Source organism: Paraflavisolibacter caeni, assembly GCF_025628885.1.
Taxonomy (GTDB): domain Bacteria; phylum Bacteroidota; class Bacteroidia; order Chitinophagales; family Chitinophagaceae; genus Flavisolibacter; species Flavisolibacter caeni.
Genome location: NZ_JAOTIF010000044.1, coordinates 1 through 21811, shown reverse-complemented (window position 1 = coordinate 21811; position 21811 = coordinate 1). Strand labels below are relative to the sequence as shown.

The following is a 21811-nucleotide window of genomic DNA, read 5'->3' as shown; positions in this document are numbered from 1 at the left end:
GCATGACCAGCACCTCCCATAAATGCCGGCTCCTTTTATTTGCCTGCTCCATTCTTTTCAGCAGTTCTTCCCCTGCTCAAAAAACAGCAGCAAGGAAGCCGTTATCACATCCTTCTTATGACTTCTCTCTTGTCGAAAAGAAAATAACAGGGTGGGTGGACAGTGGTTTTTACCAGGGAGCTTCCATCATCGTTGCCAAGGACAACAAAATAGTATACGAAAAGTACTTTGGTAGCTATGATACCAATACGGTTGCCTACATTGCCTCGGCAGGCAAATGGCTGGCTGCTGCTACCATCGCTGCGGTTGTTGATGATGGTAAGTTAAGTTGGGACGATCCGGTATATAAATGGTTGCCACAATTTACAGGCCCCAAGGGCAAAGCTACTTTGCGCCAGCTCTTCTCCCACACAGCCGGCTACCCTGATTACCAGCCCGCGGGCGCACACCCTGATAATTATAAAACGCTGAAAGAATCGGTTGAACACATTGTTTATCTTTCTGCCGACACGCTGCCAGGCGCCAGATTCAAATACGGTGGATTGGCCATGCAGGTAGCCGGACGTATGGCAGAATTGGCTACAGGCAAAGACTGGGAAACCATTTTCCAGGAAAAGATCGCGAGGTCATTAGGTATGAAATGTACCCATTTTACACCTGTTGATGAAACGCCAGGCCACAATCCCATGCTCGGCGGAGGTGCCAGGTCCAACCTGCGGGATTATGGTAACTTCTTAAATATGATCGCTAATAAGGGCATGTTTGGAGGCAAACGGATATTATCTGCTCAAGCCATCAAAGAAATGCAGGCAGACCAGGTGAAAGGAGCTCAGGTGCCGCTGGGTGAATATGTGGAATATGTAAGGGCAACCAACCGCAAAGACATATACGGTCTTGGTGAATGGAGGGAAGAGGTGAATGAAAAAGGCGAAGCCGTATTGATTTCTTCACCCAGTTGGGCGGGTGCTTACCCATGGATTGATAAAACAACTGGTGTTTATGGTTTTTTTCTGGCAAGAATATCGAATGCGAAAGAGGGCTTTAATTCCTTTTACGCAAGCCCTGTCTTACCGCTCTTAGTGAGGGATGTATTACAAAAGGGAACTCTTTCTACCAGTGTAAAAAGTGGTTATGCAGATGTCGGTGGTGCCCAGTTGTATTACGAAGAAACAGGAAAAGGTGACCCTCTGATCTTTATTCACGGTCATTCTTTTGATCACTCAGAATGGGACCCTCAGTTTTATGAATTTGCCAAAAAGTATCATGTGATCCGATACGACGTGCGGGGATATGGTCGTTCTTCCATGCCCGTGGAATTGGGTAGTTCCATGCATGCTGATGATCTAGCCAGACTGATGGATGCCTTGAACATTCAAAAAGCTCATGTTGTGGGCTTGTCTATGGGTGGCTTCATCACTACCGATTTCCTGGCCTTGCATCAGGATAGATTATTATCGGCTACCCTTGCCAGTGGAGACGTGTGGAGTGGCTCTCCTGGTCCTGCTGTTCCCTGGGATGAAGAATCCATTGCAAAGCGCAAGCTGGAAATTGAAGCGTACAAGAAAAAAGGCGTGTTTCAAAACAAACTGGAATGGTTTAATGGATTAGCTGTACGCAATGGCAAGCCTATTGAACACATCCGCCGCCCAATCTGGGATATGATTTATAAATGGGATGCATGGCAACCGCTCCATGTAGAGCCGCGCTTCCTGTTGGGAACTTCAGTTGTGGAAAAATTAAAAGCGCAAAATGTTACCGTTCCAGTTCTGGTACTAACGGGTGATGTAGATGCAGGCCGAAAGAGTAAGATCCTTGATCTGGTGCCCACTGCCAGGCAAATGCTTGTTCTGAATGCAGGGCATGTAAGCAATCTGGAAAACCCCCAGGACTTTAATGCAAAACTCAAAATCTTCCTTGACAGTATACAAAGCAAATGAAAATCATGAAACGGCTTTTGATTATATGTTCTATATTCTTCTTACTGTTCCAATCTGCCGGTGCTGCAGAGTGGCAATGGTCGGTTGGTGTAAAAAGCGTGATATCCAATGAAACGAACGATCATCCACGAGCATTCCTTTGGATACCTCCTCATTGCAAACAAGTGCGTGGTGTAGTGGTGGGGCAACACAATATGATCGAAGAAGGCATTTTGGAGCATTCTCAATTTAGAAAAACAATGTCTGAACTTGGCTTTGCTGAAATCTGGGTGTCTCCGGCCTTTAATATGGTCTTTGATTTTAATAATGGCGCAGGTGAACAGTTCAATGACATGATGAAAGCATTGGCTGCTGAGTCAGGATATACAGAGTTGGAGTTTGCTCCAGTTGTTCCAATTGGGCATTCTGCAGCAGCCAGCTATCCATGGAACTTTGCAGCCTGGAATCCAGGCCGCACATTGGCCATACTTTCTATACATGGTGATGCACCGCTTACTAACCTTACAGGTAGCGGGCGTCCCAACCCCGACTGGACGGGTCGTACTATAGATGGTATACCAGGTCTTTTGGCAATAGGGGAATATGAATGGTGGGAAGATAGAGTCCTGCCAGCTCTTAACTTCCGTTCTACATATCCGAAGTCTGCGGTTTCGCTTTTAGTAGATGCTGGTTATGGTCATTTCGATTATTCAGATGACCTGGTTACTTATCTGGCTCTGTTTATTAAAAAAGCAGCCAACTACAGGTTGCCCGTTCAATCTTCAGTGTATCAACCTGTTACTTTGAAGCCTGTTGATCCCTTACAAGGTTGGCTTGTGGACAAGTGGCGGAAAGAAGAACCGCTTAAAGCAAAGGCTGCAAAGCAAGCAGAATATAAAGGTGATAGAAGGGAAGCCTTCTGGTATTTTGATAAAGAGATAGCAATTACTACAGAGCAGTATTATGCAACTTCAAGAGGAAAGCTGCCACAATACCTTCGTTTTGAACAGAATGGAAGTGTGGTGCCTTTTACAGGTGGACATGTTCAATACAGACCAGAGTTTATACCAGAGAAAGATGGTATTAGCTTCAAAATAACTCCTGTGTTTAGTGATACCATATTCCAGAATACAGAAAAGGTGGCTGTCTGTACAACTGGACATGCGGATGGTGCACCTGTTATTTCAAGGATCTGTGGCCCTGTTGTGCAAACCGGGGCTCATACATTTCGGCTTCAGTTTTACCGCATGGGTATGAACAATCCTAAACGTTCGAATGACATTTGGTTGCTGGCCAGTCACCCTGGTGATCAAAAGTATAAAAGCGCCGTACAGCAAGCCAACATTAAGTTTCCGTTTAAAAATACAGAAGGCGTAGAGCAGCAGATCTCTTTTCCTGCGATCAGTAATCAAAAAGAAGGCATTAGATCATTGCCGCTTCAAGCAACATCCAATTCTGGATTGCCGGTGTATTATTATGTTCAGGAGGGTCCGGCCGAACTAGAAGGTAATACACTGAAATTTACTAAAATACCACCCCGTTCCATGCATCCTGTAAAGGTGACCGTAGTAGCATGGCAATACGGACGTTCTGTTGAACCTAAGGTGAAGAGCGCACAACCAATTGTACAAAGTTTTTATATAACAAAATAGTATGATAAAACTGTCTGCATTTTTATCAGGTTTAATAACCATGTACGCTTTAACCGCACAGACTCAATCACATTACCTGGGCAGCATGCAGGAAAGTTTGCGATAGCTGATGGGTTAATACCGGCTGTTGCAGGCTATTCTACTTTCTGAAAGGCCAGTTAACTTAAAAAAGACAATTCTACCCCTTATTTAGACAATTCTGTCCCCATATCATTTTTATAATTCCCTCTAATTTCGGATCTATAAATTAAAGGTTGATGCAACTCTACAATTAAAGTGGAGCTTAAGTAAGAAGTCTGCGTTTGACGAATACTACCCAGGCGATTTCCCTGAAAGGATTGGCTGTTATTATGTACTAAAATGTTAACACATGAAACCCCATGCTTGCCAAACAAAAAACATCCTGCTCATTGATGATGATGAGGACGACTGCCTGTTAATGAACCTGGCATTGGAAAAACTCTCTAATCAGGTCTCGTTGATTTATTTGTCCTGTACTGAAAAACTTTGGGAAGCCCTTGAAAATTGTAAACCTAGCTTGATCGTTATTGATCTTCATCTACCAAAAAGAAATGGAATTGAGATCCTGAAGTTGATCAAAATGCATTCCTGTTATAAAGAAATACCAGTTATAATTTGGAGCACCTCTTATATGACTAATCATGTCATAGCTGCCTATAATAACGGCGCTCAACTCTTTTTAGAAAAGCCGTTTGATTATAAAGCATTGGTTTCTGCCTTGCAAAGGGTAATTAGAATGACAAAAGTAAAGGATGAGCTTACTTCACTTCAAGCCTTTTTAGGGTAGATTATCCTTGTCAACATCAGGAAGTTTTATAGTGTCACTAATTCAATTCTCTGGGCAGGTGTGGCCCATCCCATCAACATGGATGAATGTTTATTACAAATTGTAATGTAATTGTCAAATATTAATGTGTTTTACTCTATTTTCATAGAAAACAGCATACCTATTATTTCTACAACGGGCTCTTTCTATATCTTTATTACTGAATGAGAATTAAGACTAGCACCCACCTTTAACGTGTACGGGATACATTCCCTTAAACATAGCGTTTCTGCTTTTTTACATTATTTAACGAGGTTATTTTTAATCGTTTGAGCTGTATGAAGTTTGTATGCAATAAATACATAATTGTTGTATTTGTCCTCTTTTTACTTTTCTCAAAGCAATTACTGGCTTTTGATTATCCTCCCATCACATATTTGAGTATAGACCAAGGACTCTCCAATAATTCAGTCAGGTGTATTTACCAGGATCACAAAGGATTTATATGGTTGGGTACTTACGATGGCCTCAACCGATACGATGGTTATGGTTTTAAAGTCTTCAGAAATAGCTTCAATAAGGAAAACTCCTTGATAAACAACTGGATCAATGTTATTAATGAAGACGATAATGGTGTGATTTGGATAGGAACAAGACAAGGCCTCTGCATATATAGAAGTCTTTCGGAAAATTTTTCTCCAATTTATTATTTCGCTCCTGACAGGAAACTAAAAAAGATAACTGCGGTTATCAGGGATATTGAAAAAGATGACCAAGGCAATATGTTTATTGGTACAAGCGATATGGGCTTGTTTTTCTGTGCTAAAGGTGATACCATAGCAAGTGAGGTACACTTTGAATATGAAACCAACACAGGTAAATCATATGATGTACCTGCAATTAAAAAAGGCTCAGATAAAAGGGTTTGGGTGTTTGTTCGCAACAAGGGCTTATGTCTTTACGATTATCAATCAAGAAAAATTAAACTGATTAATGCAAAAGTTGCTTCTGCCAATTGTTTGGAAGCAGATGGAGGAAATTTATGGATGGGAAGTGATCATGGCATTTATTGGTATAACATCAATTCAAATTCTTATAGTAAAGTATATAATGAAGGAAATAGGAAGTTAAGCTTTGATAATGTGGTGAGTCTTACACTGGATAAAGACAAAAAGTTATGGGTGGCTACCAATGGGGGCGGTGTTAATATATTGAATACCAAAACCGATGAAATCAATTATCTGTCCGCAGGAACCGGGAAATATTCCCTGACCAGTGATGCGGTGTTTGCAATCATTGAAGATCAGCAAGACAGGAAATGGATTGGTACTTTAAGAGGAGGTGTCAACGTTATTGATCCGCAAAAAGAACGGTTTCAAACCATTGTCAGCAATTCAACGGCGAACAATAATACCATCAGTAATTCTGTTTTTTCCTTTTATGAAGCTCCTGATGGAAATTTATGGATGGGAACTGATGGAGGGGGTCTGAGGATATGGAATCGTATTCAAAACAGTTTTACCGAATTTAAACACATTCCAGGAAATCCATCTTCAATAAGTGACAATTTTATTACTGATATAAAAGGTGATTACCTTGGCAATATTTGGATAGCCACTTACTGGGGGGGAATTAACCGCTTTAACAAGACAAATCATACTTTCAGGCAATATAAATTTCTGAATCCATCAGATAATAGTGCTGTTACAGCCTTGACTTTTTTGCTTTATGAAGATGCGCAGAAAAACCTGTGGGCAGGAAATCTGCAATTGGGATTATTCCGGTTAAACCGGGAAATGGACCGTTTTGAATTGTTCGATAACCGGCTAAGAGATTTATTCGCACTGAAAGAAGACAATGACGGTGTGCTCTGGGCTGGGAATTTGTCACAGTTGATTCGCATTGACAGGGATAACAGAAAGCAAATTTTTTATACTATTGGAAGACCCGTTCGTTCTATTCATGAAGATAGAATGGGGAATTTCTGGATTGGTACAGAAGGTGGTGGCCTGGTGTTATTTGATAGAAAACAAAATAAAATAAGAGCACGTTACACAACCGAAGAGGGCCTGTGTAACAACTCTGTATTAAACATTTTAGAAGACCTTCAGGGTAATCTTTGGTTGAGCACTTTCAATGGCCTTTCCAAATTTAATATTAAGGACAGAGCATTTAAGAACTATTACCACAGTGATGGACTACAAAGTAATCAATTCAATTTTAATGCAGCTTTAAGCTTAAATACAGGAGAATTTGTATTTGGAGGGATCAAAGGATTTTCATTGTTTAGACCCGAATTGATCAGTACAACTGGTAGTACCCCTAAAATTTTTATAACCGGCATCAAAATAAATAATAAGCCATTAGAACAGGATCATTCATATGTTACAAAAGCTTCAAACGATATAATTGAGGAGATCAAAGTGCCTTATAATAAGGCAGTATTTACTTTTGACTTCGCAGCCCTGGAATATTCATCACCTGATAAGATTCAGTATGCCTATTATATGGATGGCTGGGACAGGGGATGGAACTATATTGGAAATATCCGGACTGCTACTTATACACATCTTTCTGAAGGTTCTTACATATTCAGAGTAAAAAGTACCAATGCTGAAGGGGTATGGAATACAAAAGAAATACGGTTAAATATCATAGTGCTTCCTCCCTGGTACCGCTCTTGGTGGGCTTATTTATTTTATATGGCTGCGATTGGAACTGCTATTTATTATTACCAGCAATACAAAGCCAAACAAAACAGGCTGCAATACGAGGTAGAAATCGCCAGGCTGAATGCACAAAATGAGCGGACTGAGCGGGAGAGAAGTCAGGCTGAGTTGGAAAGGGAAAGAGCTGAACGGGAGAGAGGTGAAGCGGAACTTGCCAGAGAGCAAGCCGAATGGGAGAAGGAGCGGGTAATAAACGAAAAAGAAAAAGAGATCAATGAAAAAAAACTATCATTCTTTACGAGCATTTCTCATGAGTTTAGAACACCACTTACCCTAATTATAAATCCACTTAAAGACATTGTAACCAATAAAGCAGGAGAGCATACCAAGCCTGATCATGAATTAGACATTGTCTACCGCAATGCCCGTCGAATGCTTAGTCTGGTAGATCAGCTCCTCTTGTTTCGAAAAGCTGAGAGTGAGATGGATAAAATCCGGCCTTCAAAATTGAACATATACAACTTAGCAAATGAGGTGTATTTGTGTTTTGTGCAACAGGCCAAAGCTAAAAAGATAGATTACCTCTTCGACTGTCCAAATGAAGCTTTAGAAGTTTATGCTGACCGGGAAAAGTTGGAGATCATATTATATAATCTGCTTTCCAATGCGCTAAAATTTACCCCTGAAGGAGGCTGCATCACATGTAACGTGAAAGAAACATTAGATGATGTTGTCATAGAGGTTCAGGATAATGGTGCTGGTATACCTAAGGAAGTCGGAGATCAACTGTTTGATAAATTTTACCAGGCAGAAAGGAAAGATGCTGTTTTTAAGCCAGGCTTCGGTATTGGTCTTTATTTGGTGAAGCAGTTTACCGAACAGCATAAAGGAACCATTTCTTACCAAAGTGAAGAAGGCGTAGGAACCACTTTTACGTTAAAACTGTTGAGAGGAAAAGACCATTTTGATCCGGATCTGATTCTACAGGGCAGTACAGAGGAACCTGTCTTCTTAAAAGAACTTGCTTTGGAAGAAGGGATGGCTGAACAGAATGCAATGCATGTAGAACAAAACACAGGACCTTTAGAAGCTGTAGTGAGCGAAAAGAAATCTATTTTAATTGTGGATGACGATGAACAGGTTCGCGGGTACCTTGTACAGCTATTCAAATCAAAATTCCAGATTTATCTGGCTCAGAGCGGAGAAGAAGGTATGGAACTGGCAAAAAAGAATTTGCCGGATCTAATCATTACAGATATCCAGATGCAAGGTATCAGCGGTATTGACCTGTGTAAAACCATTAAGGAAGATGCTTCCTTGGGGCATATTCCAGTGATCCTGCTTACTGGTAGCACCTCGTCGGAGATAAAACTCCAGGGTGTGGAAGGGGGCGCGGATGATTATATAACCAAACCCTTTGATAAGGATATTCTTTTAGCTAGGGTAGCCAGCCTCCTAAAGGCACGGACTAGCCTGCAAAAGTATTTTTATGGTGAGATTACCTTAGCTAAAAGCGATTTAAAGATTTCTTCCGAATACAAAGAGTTTTTGGACAAGTGTATGTCCATTGTAGAAGCTCATTTGGACGATGAAACCTTCAATGTGAAGAGCCTGTTAGCAGAAATGGGAATGAGTCATTCTTCTTTATTAAGGAAAGTGAAATCTGTTTCTGGTCTTTCGATAAATGCTTTTATTCGCTTTATCCGTTTACGGAAAGCGGCAGAAATTTTAATTCATACCAATTGCAATACAAGTGAAACGGCCTTTCAGGTAGGTATTTATGATGTAAAATATTTCCGGGAGCAGTTTAATAAAGTGTTTGGTATGAAGCCATCTGAATTCATAAAAAAATATCGCAGGACTTTCGGTAATCAATATACACTTAACAAAGATTCTATCAATCCGGAGAAATCATAGGCTGTCAAAGTGGCTATGTAGTCATTATTGATAAAATTGAGGGGGTAAATTGTAAAATTGGTGATTTTACCCCTTTTTTTGGCATTTGTACCCTATAGCAATGGCATCCTGCCGATCTAACTTGCACCCGTTACCAGTCACAAATCATCTTTTTGGTTATTGGGTAATTGTAAAACGAGCGAAATGAAAATTTACTTGCCATTAGAAATCCTCTTCAATTTTATGCCTCCTGTTACCGGCATTCTTCAAATCAGGAGATTATCCTTTTCAGCCTGTTATAGGAAGATTATTAGAGTTGGTTTCTTAAAGCCAAACGTTGATCAATTTCTCATTCTCCTTCTTAAAAATACATCTTGATAAAGTGCTGAAAGGGTCAGGTAGCTAAATCGATTAACAGATGTATTTGATGTTTTTCTAATGAGAGCCATTTAATGGCTCCAAATGACCTTTTCATGCTTTGACTTAAAAATTAAATATAAACCCCAAAATGTCGCATTATGACGAAAATCCCTGCAGGTAGAAGACTGCCTAAGAACACAGGGTCAACAGGACGATTGACTTGCCTGAAGAAACCCTTGTATTTTCTCCAATTCCTCATGGTGCTGCACCTATGCAGTTTCCATGCTTTTGCACAAAACAAACAGACCACAGGCCGCATTGTGGATGAAGCTACAGGCGAGGCAATTGTGGGTGCCACTGTAAAGGTGAAAGGTTCAAAAAATGCAGTGATCACCGATGCCAACGGAAACTTTACCATTGAGGTTGTTAGTAACAGTAGCCTGGAAATTTCGAGTGTGGGCTATGCCACTCAGGAAATAACACCTGGTCAAAAGCTTCAGGTAAAACTGAAATTGACCAACAAGCAAATGGATGAGGTAGTAGTTGTTGGTTATGGTTCCAAGAAAAAAGCAACCCTTACTGGTTCTGTTGCCACCGTGGATGCTAAAATATTTCAGGACAGGGGGGTGGTTTCTAACCCATTATCCACTTTACAAGGACAAGTGCCAGGGGTAGTAGTAACCCGTAGTTCAGCCGCACCTGGACAGGAAGGCTGGGCTTTTCAGGTTAGAGGGGCAACTTCTGTCAATGGTGGTGTTGAGCCACTGGTAGTGGTAGATGGTATTCCTCTGGTAAGTTTAAATGCTTTAAATTCTATAAATCCACAGGATATTGAAAATATTTCTTTTTTGAAAGATGCGGCTGCGGCTATTTATGGTTCGCGTGCAAGCGCTGGTGTGGTATTGGTGACCACCAAAAAAGCCAAAGCAGGCAAAGCTACCATTCAATACAACGGTTCGGTTTCACAAAAAAGAATGGGTTTAAGCCCTTCCTTTTTAAGCCCGGATCAATATGGTAAGTATTTGTTGGAGGCTATTTCTAATGCCTCCACCGGTGGTGTTCCTGATGAAGGCTGGATCTGGACCAAATATGCCAGGGCCTGGATGAATAGGCCGGACAGTGGTTACATTGATAAGGCTACCCCGGCATACAGAGCAGGAGGAGAAACCATTGGTTTTACCGATGTAATGGATTACACCTTTTTTGATACCAATCCTATAGAGCTTTTGTGGGGTAAAGGTCGGGCTGTATCCACCCAGCATGATCTCAGCCTTTCTGCCCGGTCGGGTAATATCGGTTATCGTTTATCGTTAGGGTATCTGAATGACGGCAGTATGCTCGAATGGGGGGAAAATTACAGCAACCGCTACAATGCCCGTCTGGCCGTTGATTATACCTTTTCTCCCAAATTGAAACTGGAAACTAGCATCTCTTTGGAGAAAAATGACGTGGTGGTGCCCAGCCGGCAAGGAGAGATCAACTTTGGTTCACAGCCCGGCTTTCCGGTGGCTACCAAAAATGGCAAGCCCTACGCCTGGGGTACCCAGCCAGCCCGCAACTGGTTGTTAGAATTGGGAGGAGAGAATAAATCCTTCAACAACCGTGTATTTACCAATATGAAAGCGGACTACAAGATTTCTAAGGATTTGACTTTAATAGCACAGGCTGGCTACAATTGGGCTGCTACCGATAACCAAAACTTATATAAATACATTCCCGAGATCTACAATTATGCTGAGACCTATCAGTACCAAGGCAATCCGCGGCAAGACCAATCTTCGTACGAACGTGGATTGATCAAGGATGCTTACTTTAATACCAATGCTTATTTGGAGTACAAGAAAGATTTTAATGCCCATAGCATTGGTGTAACTGCCGGGGGAAGCTACGAGCGCGATGAATTCAATGGATTTTTTGGTAGGACGACTTACCTGGCCAGCAATGACGTACCAGCCCTAAACCTGGGTTTGGGTGATAATACTACCCGGACAAATGGAGAAACCCGCAACCATTGGGCTCTGGCCTCTGGACTGGGACGCTTTAATTATGACTTTAAAGACAAATATCTCTTTGAAGTGGTAGCTCGCTATGACGGTTCCTCCAGGTTTGACAGGGATCACAGATGGCTTTTTTATAATGGTATTTCTGGAGGCTGGCGCATAACACAGGAAAACTTTATGAAAAATATCAGGTTCCTGAACGAATTAAAATTGAGGGCTTCTTATGGTACGCTTGGCAGTCAGTTGGGTGGTATTGGACTATATGATTATATCCAGGTGATATCACTCGGCACAGGCGGACCTGTTTTAGGAGGTTATTCTTCTCGTGCAGTTACAGCAGGACCAAAGGACTCATTAACAAGTTCCGATAGAACCTGGGAGCGGGTAGAGAATAAAAATATCGCTGTAGATTTTGCAGTTCTAAACAATCGTTTGACAGGTAGCTTTGAATACTTCTGGAAAGAGAATAAGAACATGCTCATGTCTCAAACCGCTTCTGCCGTAATCGGTGCCATACCTCCTACGGGTAATATCGCAGAACTGAAGGTTTGGGGATGGGAGATGTCCATAGGTTGGAAAGATAGAGTGGGCAAGGTGAGTTATTATGTAAATGGTACCCTGACCGATAACGATAATAAGTTAACTAAACTGGCTGGCCTTAGCCCCATTACTGCCGGGCAACGAAACATTCAAGGTTATGCTATTGGTTCTTATTTTGGGTATAAATATGACGGCCGCATTCAAACAGACAAACAAGCCTCTGATTATGCCCTCCTGGTACCAGGCAGCAGTATAGGTAGTATGCCGGGCGCAACCCAAATGATCAAGGGTATCAACATGTATAAAGATGTGAACGGCGATGGCAAACTCACCAATGCAAGTGCAAACCAATATTTGCTGGGATTAAAAGATGCCAATGGCAATCCCATCCCCGATGGAGATGTAATTTATCTGGGCAGAAGCGATCCCCGTTATGTATTCGCTATGAACATGGGTGCCCAATGGAAAGGTTTTGATTTTTCAGCCGTATTCCAGGGTGTAGGTAAAAGACTGATCTACAGACGCTCTGACTGGAGTACACCTTTCGGTACTATCTGGCAGGGACATGCCGACTGGTGGGTAGGCAAAACCTGGACATCGGAAAATCCCAATGCAGAATTGCCGATTTTAACCACTGCTACCAACAAAGGCTTTGGAGGCTACGCTGCTTATAACTACCAAATCTCCGACTGGTCGATGCAGGACGGCGCTTATGTTCGCTTAAAGAACTTGGTAGTGGGTTATACATTGCCAGAAGCAATCTCCAAAAAAGCTAAAATGGAAAGACTGCGGATATATTTCTCCGGTAATGATCTGTGGGAATTGACCAAAGTTGAAGACAAATGGGATCCCGAGCAAACTGCTGGTGTAGGCGGTGGGGCACAACGCTATCCTTTCTACCGCTTATTCACTGCGGGTGTAAATGTGACCTTCTAATTCCCAAAAAAGATTAAATATTTTCTGATGAAAAAGCAACTATTAAAATACCTTAATATAATCATGGCTGGGGCTGTGTTGGCTACTATACCTTCCTGTAAGAAAGCCTTAGACCTAACGCCACAAGATGCCGTAACGGATGCTACCTTTTGGAAGCAGGCTACTGAGTTCAAATTAGCTGCTAATGGTTTCTATAATTATTTGCGCTCCTTTAGCAATGGCAATGGTGACGGTCATGGTGGAAGCGATTTAGGAGCCGATAGAGGAGCCTTGGCGCGCGGTACCAATACGGTGGTGGCTAATGATAACAATTATAATGATGCCTATAAGTGGATCCGTAATTGCAACTATTTGCTGGCAAAAGCCAAGGAGTATTCCAAGCCAGAAGAGATCAAGCAATATGTGGCTGAAGCCAAATTCTTTAGGGCCTATATTTATTTCGATAAACTGTTGACCTCTTATGGAGGAGTGATCCTGGTTAAAGATCTAATTGGACTTGATGCTCCGGAAACCACAGCTGCACGCAGTAGTCGTGAAGAGACGATCGACTTTATCATTCAGGATTTAGAAGCTGCGATCGCTGATTTGCCTTCGGAAGGTGCAATTGGCGCCGGTGATAAAGGACGGGTAAGTAAAGAAGCCGCACAAGCTTTTCTGGGCAGGGTAGCTTTGTATGAAGGCACATGGCAAAAATTCAGAAATGGCAATGCAACCAGGTATAATGCTCTGTTGGATAAAGCCATTACCAATAGCAAAGCAGTAATCGAATCCAACCAGTTTGCTTTGTTCAAACCGGCAGTCTTGGGTGATTCAGCGCTTAAGTACTTATTTATTTTGGAAAACCAGAAATCCAATCCGGCTAATATTACGAAGGCTGCAAATAAAGAATACATTCTTGCAGTTCGATATGAGTCAAACAACCTGCTTAAAACAATACCCGGGCAAATTTCTTTTGGTGCCATTGGTGCAGATATGAGTCGTAAAATGGCAGATTTGTATCTATGCAATGATGGTTTGCCTATCAACAAAACAAAGACTGCGTTCAGCCGGGCAACTTTGACTTCTGAATATCAAAATCGCGACAACCGTATGCGCTATTATATGTGCATACCCGGCTATCCTTATTGGCAAAATGCAACCAACTGGCATATCAATTGGGATTGGAGTCCGGTGGATTTGGCAAATGCCCGCCCCCCTCATGATGAATGGAGTAATGGTACAACCGGTTATGGAAACCAGCAATGGGCTGCAGAAAGACAAGTGCCGAATTCACAGGAGGGTTATGACTTCCCTGTGATCCGTCTGGCTGAAGTTTTCCTCAATTATGCAGAAGCCGTGTATGAACGCAATGGAAGTATTAGCGATGCTGATCTGGACAAGTCTCTGAATTTGGTACGTAACAGGATCAATGCGGCTATGCCTAAGTTGAGCAATGACTTGGTTACTGTCAATGGTTTGGATATGAGGGAGGAAATCCGTCGTGAAAGGGCCGTGGAGTTGCAGGGAGAAGGCTTCCGAATGGATGATCTCAAACGCTGGTATATTGCCCACATTGAATTAAACAAACCCATGTTAGGGGTTCATTGGACTGGTACTGAATATGAAACAATTTATTCATATACAGGTACTGGAACGCCTCCGGCAGGAATAAAGAAAAGACCTGGTATTACTTTAGATGCAAACGGTGACGTAGTTACAGACCCTGCCAGTGAAAGAAAATTCACGGAGAAGAATTACCTGATACCTATTCCTACAAATCAGATGCAATTGAATCCTAACCTTGTTCAAAACCCAGGCTGGCAGTAATCGTTTTCATGAATCAGCAATCGTTGAATGTAGGGCAGTAGCAATAACTGCTACTGCCCTACATCTTTAAATTTTTGCCTGAACAAAAGCAAAATATCAAAACCACGCAAAACTTCCGTATGAAAAAAATTCTTCTCCTCACTTTTCTGCTTTTGTTGCTGTTTTATAATCAGTCAGCAACAGCGCAAACGTTTGTACATCCCGGTGGATTACACACCCTTGCCGACCTTGAGCGCATGAAGGCGAAGGTGGCTGCAGGGGAACATCCCTGGATTGATGGCTGGAACAAACTCATTACCGATGGACAGGCGCAGAACACTTATACTGCTGGCGCTCGTGCAAACATGGGTGGAAGTCGTCAGCGTGCAGATGCCGATGCGCATGCTGCTTATCTGAATGCCATCCGCTGGTATATTTCAGGTGATACCACTTATGCAGCCTGTGCCGTAAGGATCTTAAATGCCTGGTCTGCTGCAGTAAACCAGGTGCCAACAGGTACGGATATTCCTGGCTTAAGTGGCATTCCCATTTTCGATTTTGCCCTTGCTGCAGAAGTGTTACGGATTTATCCTGGATGGGCCCCAGCAGATTTTGACCGGTTTAAAAATATGATGACTACCTACTTCTATCCGGTTTGTCATAATTTTTTGGTGAACCACAATGGTGCGTGCATCAGCCACTTCTGGGCCAATTGGGATATCAGTAATATTGGGGCTCTGATTGCAATGGGCGTATTGTGCGACAATCAGGAAATATATAACGAAGGTGTAGAGTACTTTAAAAACGGCGATGGTGCGGGCAGCATCAAGAATGCTGTTTATTATATTCATCCCAATGGACTTGGGCAATGGCAGGAGAGTGGCCGCGACCAGGAGCATGCGCAGCTGGGCGTTGGTATGATGGCGGCTTTTTGCCAGGTAGCCTGGAATCAGGGACTTGACTTATTTGGATATGATAATAACCGTTTGCTGGCAGGCGCAGAATATGTGGCCCGTACCAACCTTTCGTTGCCAGTTCCTTATACACCTTACAACAATTGTGATAATGCAAACCAGAAATGGGTGGCTATAAATGGTTTAGGCCGTTTGGATGACCGTCCGGTGTGGGAGCTGCTCTATAATCACTACGTAGTAAGAAAAGGATTGAATGCACCCAATGTACAGGCGATAGCCCAGCTAATGAGACCAGAGCATGGAAGTATCGACCATTTTGGATATGGAACATTAACCTTTACGCTCGATGCATCTGCATCGCCTTATCCACCAGCTCCTATGCCATCGGCACCAACAGGTGTTACTGCAACAGCAGGAGTTTCAAGAGTGTCATTGCAATGGTCGACACCTGCCGAAAGTAATGTACAAGGTTACAAGATTCAACGTGCTACAACAGCTGGAGGCCCTTATACAACTATAGCTTCCTGGAGTGATAATACGTATAATCAATACACTGATTATAATCTAACCAATGGAACAACCTATTACTATGTTATTGCTGCAAATAATCAATCAGGAACAAGCAGTAACTCAGTTGAAGTGAGTGCTACACCTCTGGCCACTTCAAGCACCTTGCCGGCTGGATGGAGCCGGAAAGATATTGGAGCGGTTAGCATCAGTGGCACTGCCCAATATGCTAATGTGAGCAATAACACCTTTGTTACCAGCGGAGCAGGGTCAGATATTGGTGGAAACGCTGATGCTCTTGGATTTACCTATGGAATTGCAACGGGTGATGTTACGATTACAGCCCGAATTATAGGCGTAGGCGGATTGCGCAAAACTGGTGTCATGATCCGTGAATCGCTTGAACCGGATGCAAAAGCGTTTGTGATGAAGCTTGGTGACGTAGGTTGGCGACAGGCAGGATTTGGAATGCGTACTTCAACCGGAGGTTCTATGTCCTGGATAGGCGGAAACGATTATACTTGGCAACCTGCCTGGTTCAAATTACAACGCTCTGGTAATACGATTACAGGCTATGAATCTTCCGATGGTGTTACCTGGTTTAGTGTAGGAAGTGCAACTGTATCGATGGGGAGTAACTGTTATGTGGGACTTGCCAATTGCTCGGGAAGTACAAGTTCATTAAACACCACTACGTTTGATAATGTAACGGTTGTGACTGAAAGCACAACTTCTCTAAATGCTCCAACCGGATTAACAACAGTAGCGGGTAATACACAGGATACTTTAAATTGGAATGCAGTTGATGGCGCATCGAGCTATATTTTGAAACGTGCGACCGTAAGCGGTGGCCCTTACACAACGGTTGCTTCAAATCTTAATGTAACTAACTATACTGATACAGCTCTGGTAAACGGAACCACTTATTATTATGTGGTTACCGCAGCAAACCTTGCAGGCGAAAGTGAAAACTCGGCTGAGGTAAGCATTTCACCTGAATTAAGCATACCACCGGTTCCGGCTGGTGTAATAGTAAAGTCGGTATCTGCTGGGCAAATCAACCTTTTCTGGACGGCAAGCTTATCTGCAGCTACTTACAACGTAAAACGTGCAACGGTAAGTGGTGGACCATATACAACCATTGCCAGCCCAACTACTACTTCTTTTAGCGATGCAACACTTACTGATAACGTGACTTATTATTATGTGGTTTCGGCAGTGAATGCAAAAGGAGAGTCGGTTTACTCTGCGGAAGTAATTGCCGCACCGGGTAAAGTGAGTTATTGGAAGTTTAATGAAACAAGTGGCACATCAGCCCAGGATTCATGGGGCAACAGAAATGGTACACTGGCAAGTGCTGCCAACTGGACATCAGGCATTCTCAATAATGGCGTTCGCCTGGATGGAAGCAGCAATGGATATGTAACACTTCCTGCAGGACTGATGAGTGACATCAATGATTTCACTGTGGCTACCTGGGTAAAGGTGGATGTAAGTGCAACCTGGGCACGCATTTTTGATTTCGGTTCAGGTACTACCAACTATATGTTCTTAGCACCTGCGAGCAGTGCCAATACTGTACGTTATGCTATTACTACCGGCAGTGGTGAACAGCAAATCAACAGTAGTTCGGCCCTTTCAACCGGCGTATGGAATCATGTGGCGGTAACTTTATCTGGCAAAGTTGGTATTCTTTATATAAATGGAGTAGAAGCAGGCCGCAACAGTAATATGACATTGACCCCATCCAGCTTAGGAAGCAGCACAAACCAAAACTGGATTGGAAAGTCGCAATGGAATGATCCATTGCTAACGGGTTCAGTGGATGAATTCCGTATTTATAGCAAAGCTTTAAGCGCCACGGAAATATCTGGTCTGGTTTATGAGTCTGTTCCTCCGCCTTCACCAAGTAATCTTTCTGTTGTGGGCGGGAATAATCAGATAGCCTTAAGCTGGAGTGCACCAACAAGTGCCACCAGTTATCATGTAAAACGTGCCACAGCTGCGGGAGGACCTTACAGCACCATTGCGGATATAACCACCACCAGTTATACCGATACTACCGCTGAAAATTGCACCACATACTTTTATGTAGTATCCGCTATGAACAGCGTAGGCGAAGGAGCTAATTCTGCTGAAGCCAGCCTTTCCTTTGGTAAAAAATTGACCGGTACACTCATCGGCACATCAGGTTCATGGAGCAATAATGCTGCCACTACAAAGGCTGCTGCGGTAGACGGCAACCTCAATACCTTTTTTGACGGTCCATCAGGTACAAGCTGGGTGGGATATGATTTGGGGGCAGATAGCAGCAGAATGATTACCAGGATACGCTATGCACCACGTTCCGGTTATGCAGCCCGCATGGTAGGTGGCATTTTCCAGGGTTCTAATGTGGCCGATTTCAGTACGGCAACCACACTGTTCACGGTTACCAGCCAGCCAACAGTAGGAGTTTATACAGAGCAAACCATTGCAAATACGACAGCTTTTCGTTATGTCAGGTACATCACTTTGAACACTGGTTCCGGTAATGTGGCAGAAGTTGAGTTTTACGGACTACTGGCCCGTGCCCCTCAACTGGTGCATAAGGCTGGTACACATACTGTATTGTATGGAGCACCATTTAGCGACACCATACAGGCTGTTCATAGTCCCAACAACTATAGTGCTGCTGGTCTTCCTGAAGGCTTACAGCTGAATAGCTGTACTGGAATTATATCCGGTGCACCCACTGCCACAGGAACTTTTTCTGTCATCCTGAATGCAGCAAATAATTGGGGTTCAGTGAATGATACAATGAAACTGACCGTGTACAGATTACCGCTTGTAACAACTAAGAACATACAGGTAGCTTTGGATGCAAACGGTAAAGCTTCTGTCAGTCCTCAGCAAGTGGATAATGGTTCTGTGAGTTATTCAGGAGCATTGACATTGATCATAGACAGGACAGATTTCACTTGCGCTGATATTGGTGCGCCAATTACAGTAACATTGACTGCAACTGATGCAGACGGACGTTCTAGTTCCGGTACAGCCCAAGTGAGTGTTGTGGACAATCTACCACCTACTGTTGTGGCCCCTGCTGACCAGTTCTTCTGTTACAGTGCTGCGGGTAGTTATTCGATTCCTACTCTTACAGCTTCTGATAATTGTGGTATTGCTTCGGTTAGTTACAGTGTAAGCGGTGTTACTACAAGGAGTGGCAATGGATCAGATGCCAGCGGCTCATTTGGTGCGGGTACATCAACTATTGAATGGACAGTAACGGATGTGCATAGTAAAATAAGTACGGCAAGTACGGTGGTAACCGTAAACGCACCGCTCACAATGAGTATTCCGGATGTATATGCCATGAATCCTGCAGTGGATGAGAAGAACACATTGTATTTGGGCTATGGGCCTACAGCCCTCACGATCAGTGCAATGCCTCAAGGCGGTACAGCGGCATATACCTATAGCTGGAGTACAGGACAAACCAGCCAATCAATCAGCGTTAGTACCCCAGGTACCAATAAGGTGATCGTTACAGATGCAAAAGGTTGCAGCACTACTGCCTCCATAGCGATTTATCAATTAGACGTTAGATGTGGTAATCAAGATAACAAGGTGACTATCTGCCATAATGGAAAAACTATCTGCATTAACCCTTCAGATGTGCAGGATCATTTAGACCATGGTGATAAACTTGGGGCTTGTACCATTACTTCTTCACTAAGTCTGAAAGGAGATATAGCCGCAGAGGAAATAAATCCTATGAAGGTGGTGGTGTACCCCAATCCGGTTACAGACATATTAAATATCAAGTTGGAAAGCCTGGAAACTGATGCAACGGTGCAGGTGTATAATACAAACGGTGCAGTGGTATATACCAAACGACTTACTAGTCTTACGCAGGCGCTTTCTTTAAAAGAATTGGCTTCGGGAATATATTACGTACGGGTAAATAACGGAGGAAAAATAACAACCGAAAAGATTATGAAACAGTAATTCATATGGCAATTAATCAACGGAAGGGGTTTCTACTCCTTCCGCTTCTTTCTAAAAAGAAACGTAACCAATCTAATCTTACTTGATCAGATTATTAAGTATAAAATCACATCTTAAATATCTCATACGATGTGATAAACCTTTAATCATTAAAGTCATTTCCATTCAATAAAATGGATAAAGTGGATAAGATAGTGATAAATGAAATTATAAAATAGCAAACGCTTAAAAAATGAAACGTTTAGTTGCGATCCTTTTTGTATTCCTGATTTTAAATGAGCTCAGTAGTTTTGCACAGGAGTTGATTACTTACCCTGCACCTGCAAGTGTGATTTATACGCTACACAATGATGATTATACGGTTAAAGTGCGCAAACCAGGTGGGCAGTGGCAGGACCTTTTTGAATACAACGTAAAAGTAGATATGGACAAGCCGCAGGATGCTTCCATGGTATACTTTGATCATTCAGGACCGGTAGAAGTGGCGGTGAGAAAGAACAATGGCGGTGTACAATCTGTGAACGTGCGACCCACTTCTTATGGCATCAGTACCAGGCTTCAGGGCAATACTGTTTTCTTCACTTTGGCAAAACCCTCTAAGGTATCTGTAGAGTTCAACGGTGATAAGCTGCACAACCTGCATGTTTTTGGTAATCCTATTGAGACCAGCAAACCGGATCCCAAAGATCCCAATGTCATCTACTTTGGACCAGGTGTCCACGAGCCCAAGGATCTGCCAGGTGATTCCTTTACCATACCCAGTGGAAAAACAGTGTACATTGCCGGAGGAGCAGTGGTAAAAGCCAAATTGGTCTGTGACAAGGTAAACAAGGTTAAAATAATGGGAAGGGGGATACTGTTGCAACCACAAAGAGGTGTAGAGGTCCGTCATTCCAGCAATGTTTCGATTGAAGGGATCATTATAGTGAATCCAAAACACTATACCGTATATGGAGGTCAGTCTGATAACTTATCCATTCGGAATATTAAATCTTTTAGTGTCAATGGCTGGAGTGATGGTATAGACCTGATGAGCTGCAGTGATGTGACCATTGATGATGTGTTCATGCGCAACTCTGATGATTGCATCGCTATTTATGGGCACCGTTGGGATTTCTACGGTGATGTACGCAACTATAAGGTTACCAACTCCATTCTATGGGCCGACATTGCCCATCCCATCAACATTGGACTTCATGGCAATACTGAAAAGGATGGAGAAGTAATTGAAAACCTGTCATTCAAAAATATTGACATCCTGGAGCAGGATGAAGACGATCCTGACTACCAGGGCTGTATGGCCATTACCGCTGGTGACTTGAATTTGGTGCGTAATATAAGCTTTGAAGATATTAGAGTAGATGATTTCCAGGAAGGCCAATTATTCAATCTTCGAGTTGTTTACAATGAGAAATACAATACAGGACCGGGAAGAGGAATTGAAAACATCAAATTTAAAAATATCAGTTACAATGGGTCTAATTTAAATCCTTCCCTCATAAAGGGATTGGATGAAAGACATAGTGTGAAAGGGATTTCATTCGAGGGGTTAACAATTAACGGTGAGGAGGTTGCGAACAATGTTGCAAACAAATACATGATGATAGGACCTTTTGTTAAGGACGTTACATTGGACAATAAGAGTATTGTAGTTACCCATGAACAAGGTTCAAAGAAGGCTAATTTGAATTCAAATTGATAGTTATTATAAATACTTTTCAGAACAACAATTAAACAATAACCCGTATAAAAGAAGAATGGCTGTAAGAAAAGAGTTGTGGTTCTGTATTCTAAGATTCCACCAAATGTTTTTTGGAGACCCTAAAAAGTTGTGTAAATAGGAAGTAGTAACTGTATTT

Annotated in this window: 8 protein-coding genes; all 8 read left to right on the top strand. The window is 42.5% G+C overall.

What is annotated here, in order from left to right:
• The first annotated feature begins 2 nt into the window (after nucleotides 1-2).
• Entirely contained in the window at nucleotides 3-1937 is a 1935-nt protein-coding gene (locus OCK74_RS26720; protein WP_279300181.1) for an alpha/beta fold hydrolase, read from the top strand.
• 5 nt (nucleotides 1938-1942) lie between these two features.
• Nucleotides 1943-3568: a hypothetical protein gene (locus tag OCK74_RS26715; protein ID WP_279300180.1), complete on the top strand. Its 1626-nt coding sequence runs from the start codon at nucleotides 1943-1945 to the stop codon at nucleotides 3566-3568.
• Nucleotides 3569-3938: 370 nt separating this feature from the next.
• On the top strand, nucleotides 3939-4376 hold the full coding sequence (locus OCK74_RS26710) for a response regulator (protein ID WP_279300179.1): 438 nt from the start codon (nucleotides 3939-3941) through the stop codon (nucleotides 4374-4376).
• Between the two features lie 317 nt (nucleotides 4377-4693).
• On the top strand, nucleotides 4694-8941 hold the full coding sequence (locus tag OCK74_RS26705) for a hybrid sensor histidine kinase/response regulator transcription factor (protein ID WP_279300178.1): 4248 nt from the start codon (nucleotides 4694-4696) through the stop codon (nucleotides 8939-8941).
• 497 nt (nucleotides 8942-9438) lie between these two features.
• Entirely contained in the window at nucleotides 9439-12756 is a 3318-nt protein-coding gene (locus OCK74_RS26700; protein WP_279300177.1) for a SusC/RagA family TonB-linked outer membrane protein, read from the top strand.
• 27 nt (nucleotides 12757-12783) lie between these two features.
• The gene (locus tag OCK74_RS26695) at nucleotides 12784-14562 is read left to right on the top strand and encodes a RagB/SusD family nutrient uptake outer membrane protein (RefSeq protein ID WP_279300176.1); all 1779 of its coding nucleotides are present in this window, start codon (nucleotides 12784-12786) and stop codon (nucleotides 14560-14562) included.
• A 119-nt stretch (nucleotides 14563-14681) separates the two neighbouring features.
• Nucleotides 14682-19952, top strand: coding sequence for a LamG-like jellyroll fold domain-containing protein (locus OCK74_RS26690; protein WP_279300175.1), 5271 nt, complete (start codon nucleotides 14682-14684; stop codon nucleotides 19950-19952).
• A gap of 232 nt (nucleotides 19953-20184) precedes the next feature.
• Nucleotides 20185-21651 (top strand): glycosyl hydrolase family 28 protein, encoded by a 1467-nt coding sequence (locus OCK74_RS26685; protein ID WP_279300174.1) that lies wholly within the window; start codon nucleotides 20185-20187, stop codon nucleotides 21649-21651.
• The last annotated feature ends 160 nt before the right edge of the window (nucleotides 21652-21811 follow it).

Coding starts and splice junctions, on each gene's coding strand:
- OCK74_RS26720 (WP_279300181.1), top strand. CDS start 3: ATGACCAGCACCTCCCATAAATGCCGGCTCCTTTTATTTGCCTGCTCC.
- OCK74_RS26715 (WP_279300180.1), top strand. CDS start 1,943: ATGAAACGGCTTTTGATTATATGTTCTATATTCTTCTTACTGTTCCAA.
- OCK74_RS26710 (WP_279300179.1), top strand. CDS start 3,939: ATGAAACCCCATGCTTGCCAAACAAAAAACATCCTGCTCATTGATGAT.
- OCK74_RS26705 (WP_279300178.1), top strand. CDS start 4,694: ATGAAGTTTGTATGCAATAAATACATAATTGTTGTATTTGTCCTCTTT.
- OCK74_RS26700 (WP_279300177.1), top strand. CDS start 9,439: ATGACGAAAATCCCTGCAGGTAGAAGACTGCCTAAGAACACAGGGTCA.
- OCK74_RS26695 (WP_279300176.1), top strand. CDS start 12,784: ATGAAAAAGCAACTATTAAAATACCTTAATATAATCATGGCTGGGGCT.
- OCK74_RS26690 (WP_279300175.1), top strand. CDS start 14,682: ATGAAAAAAATTCTTCTCCTCACTTTTCTGCTTTTGTTGCTGTTTTAT.
- OCK74_RS26685 (WP_279300174.1), top strand. CDS start 20,185: ATGAAACGTTTAGTTGCGATCCTTTTTGTATTCCTGATTTTAAATGAG.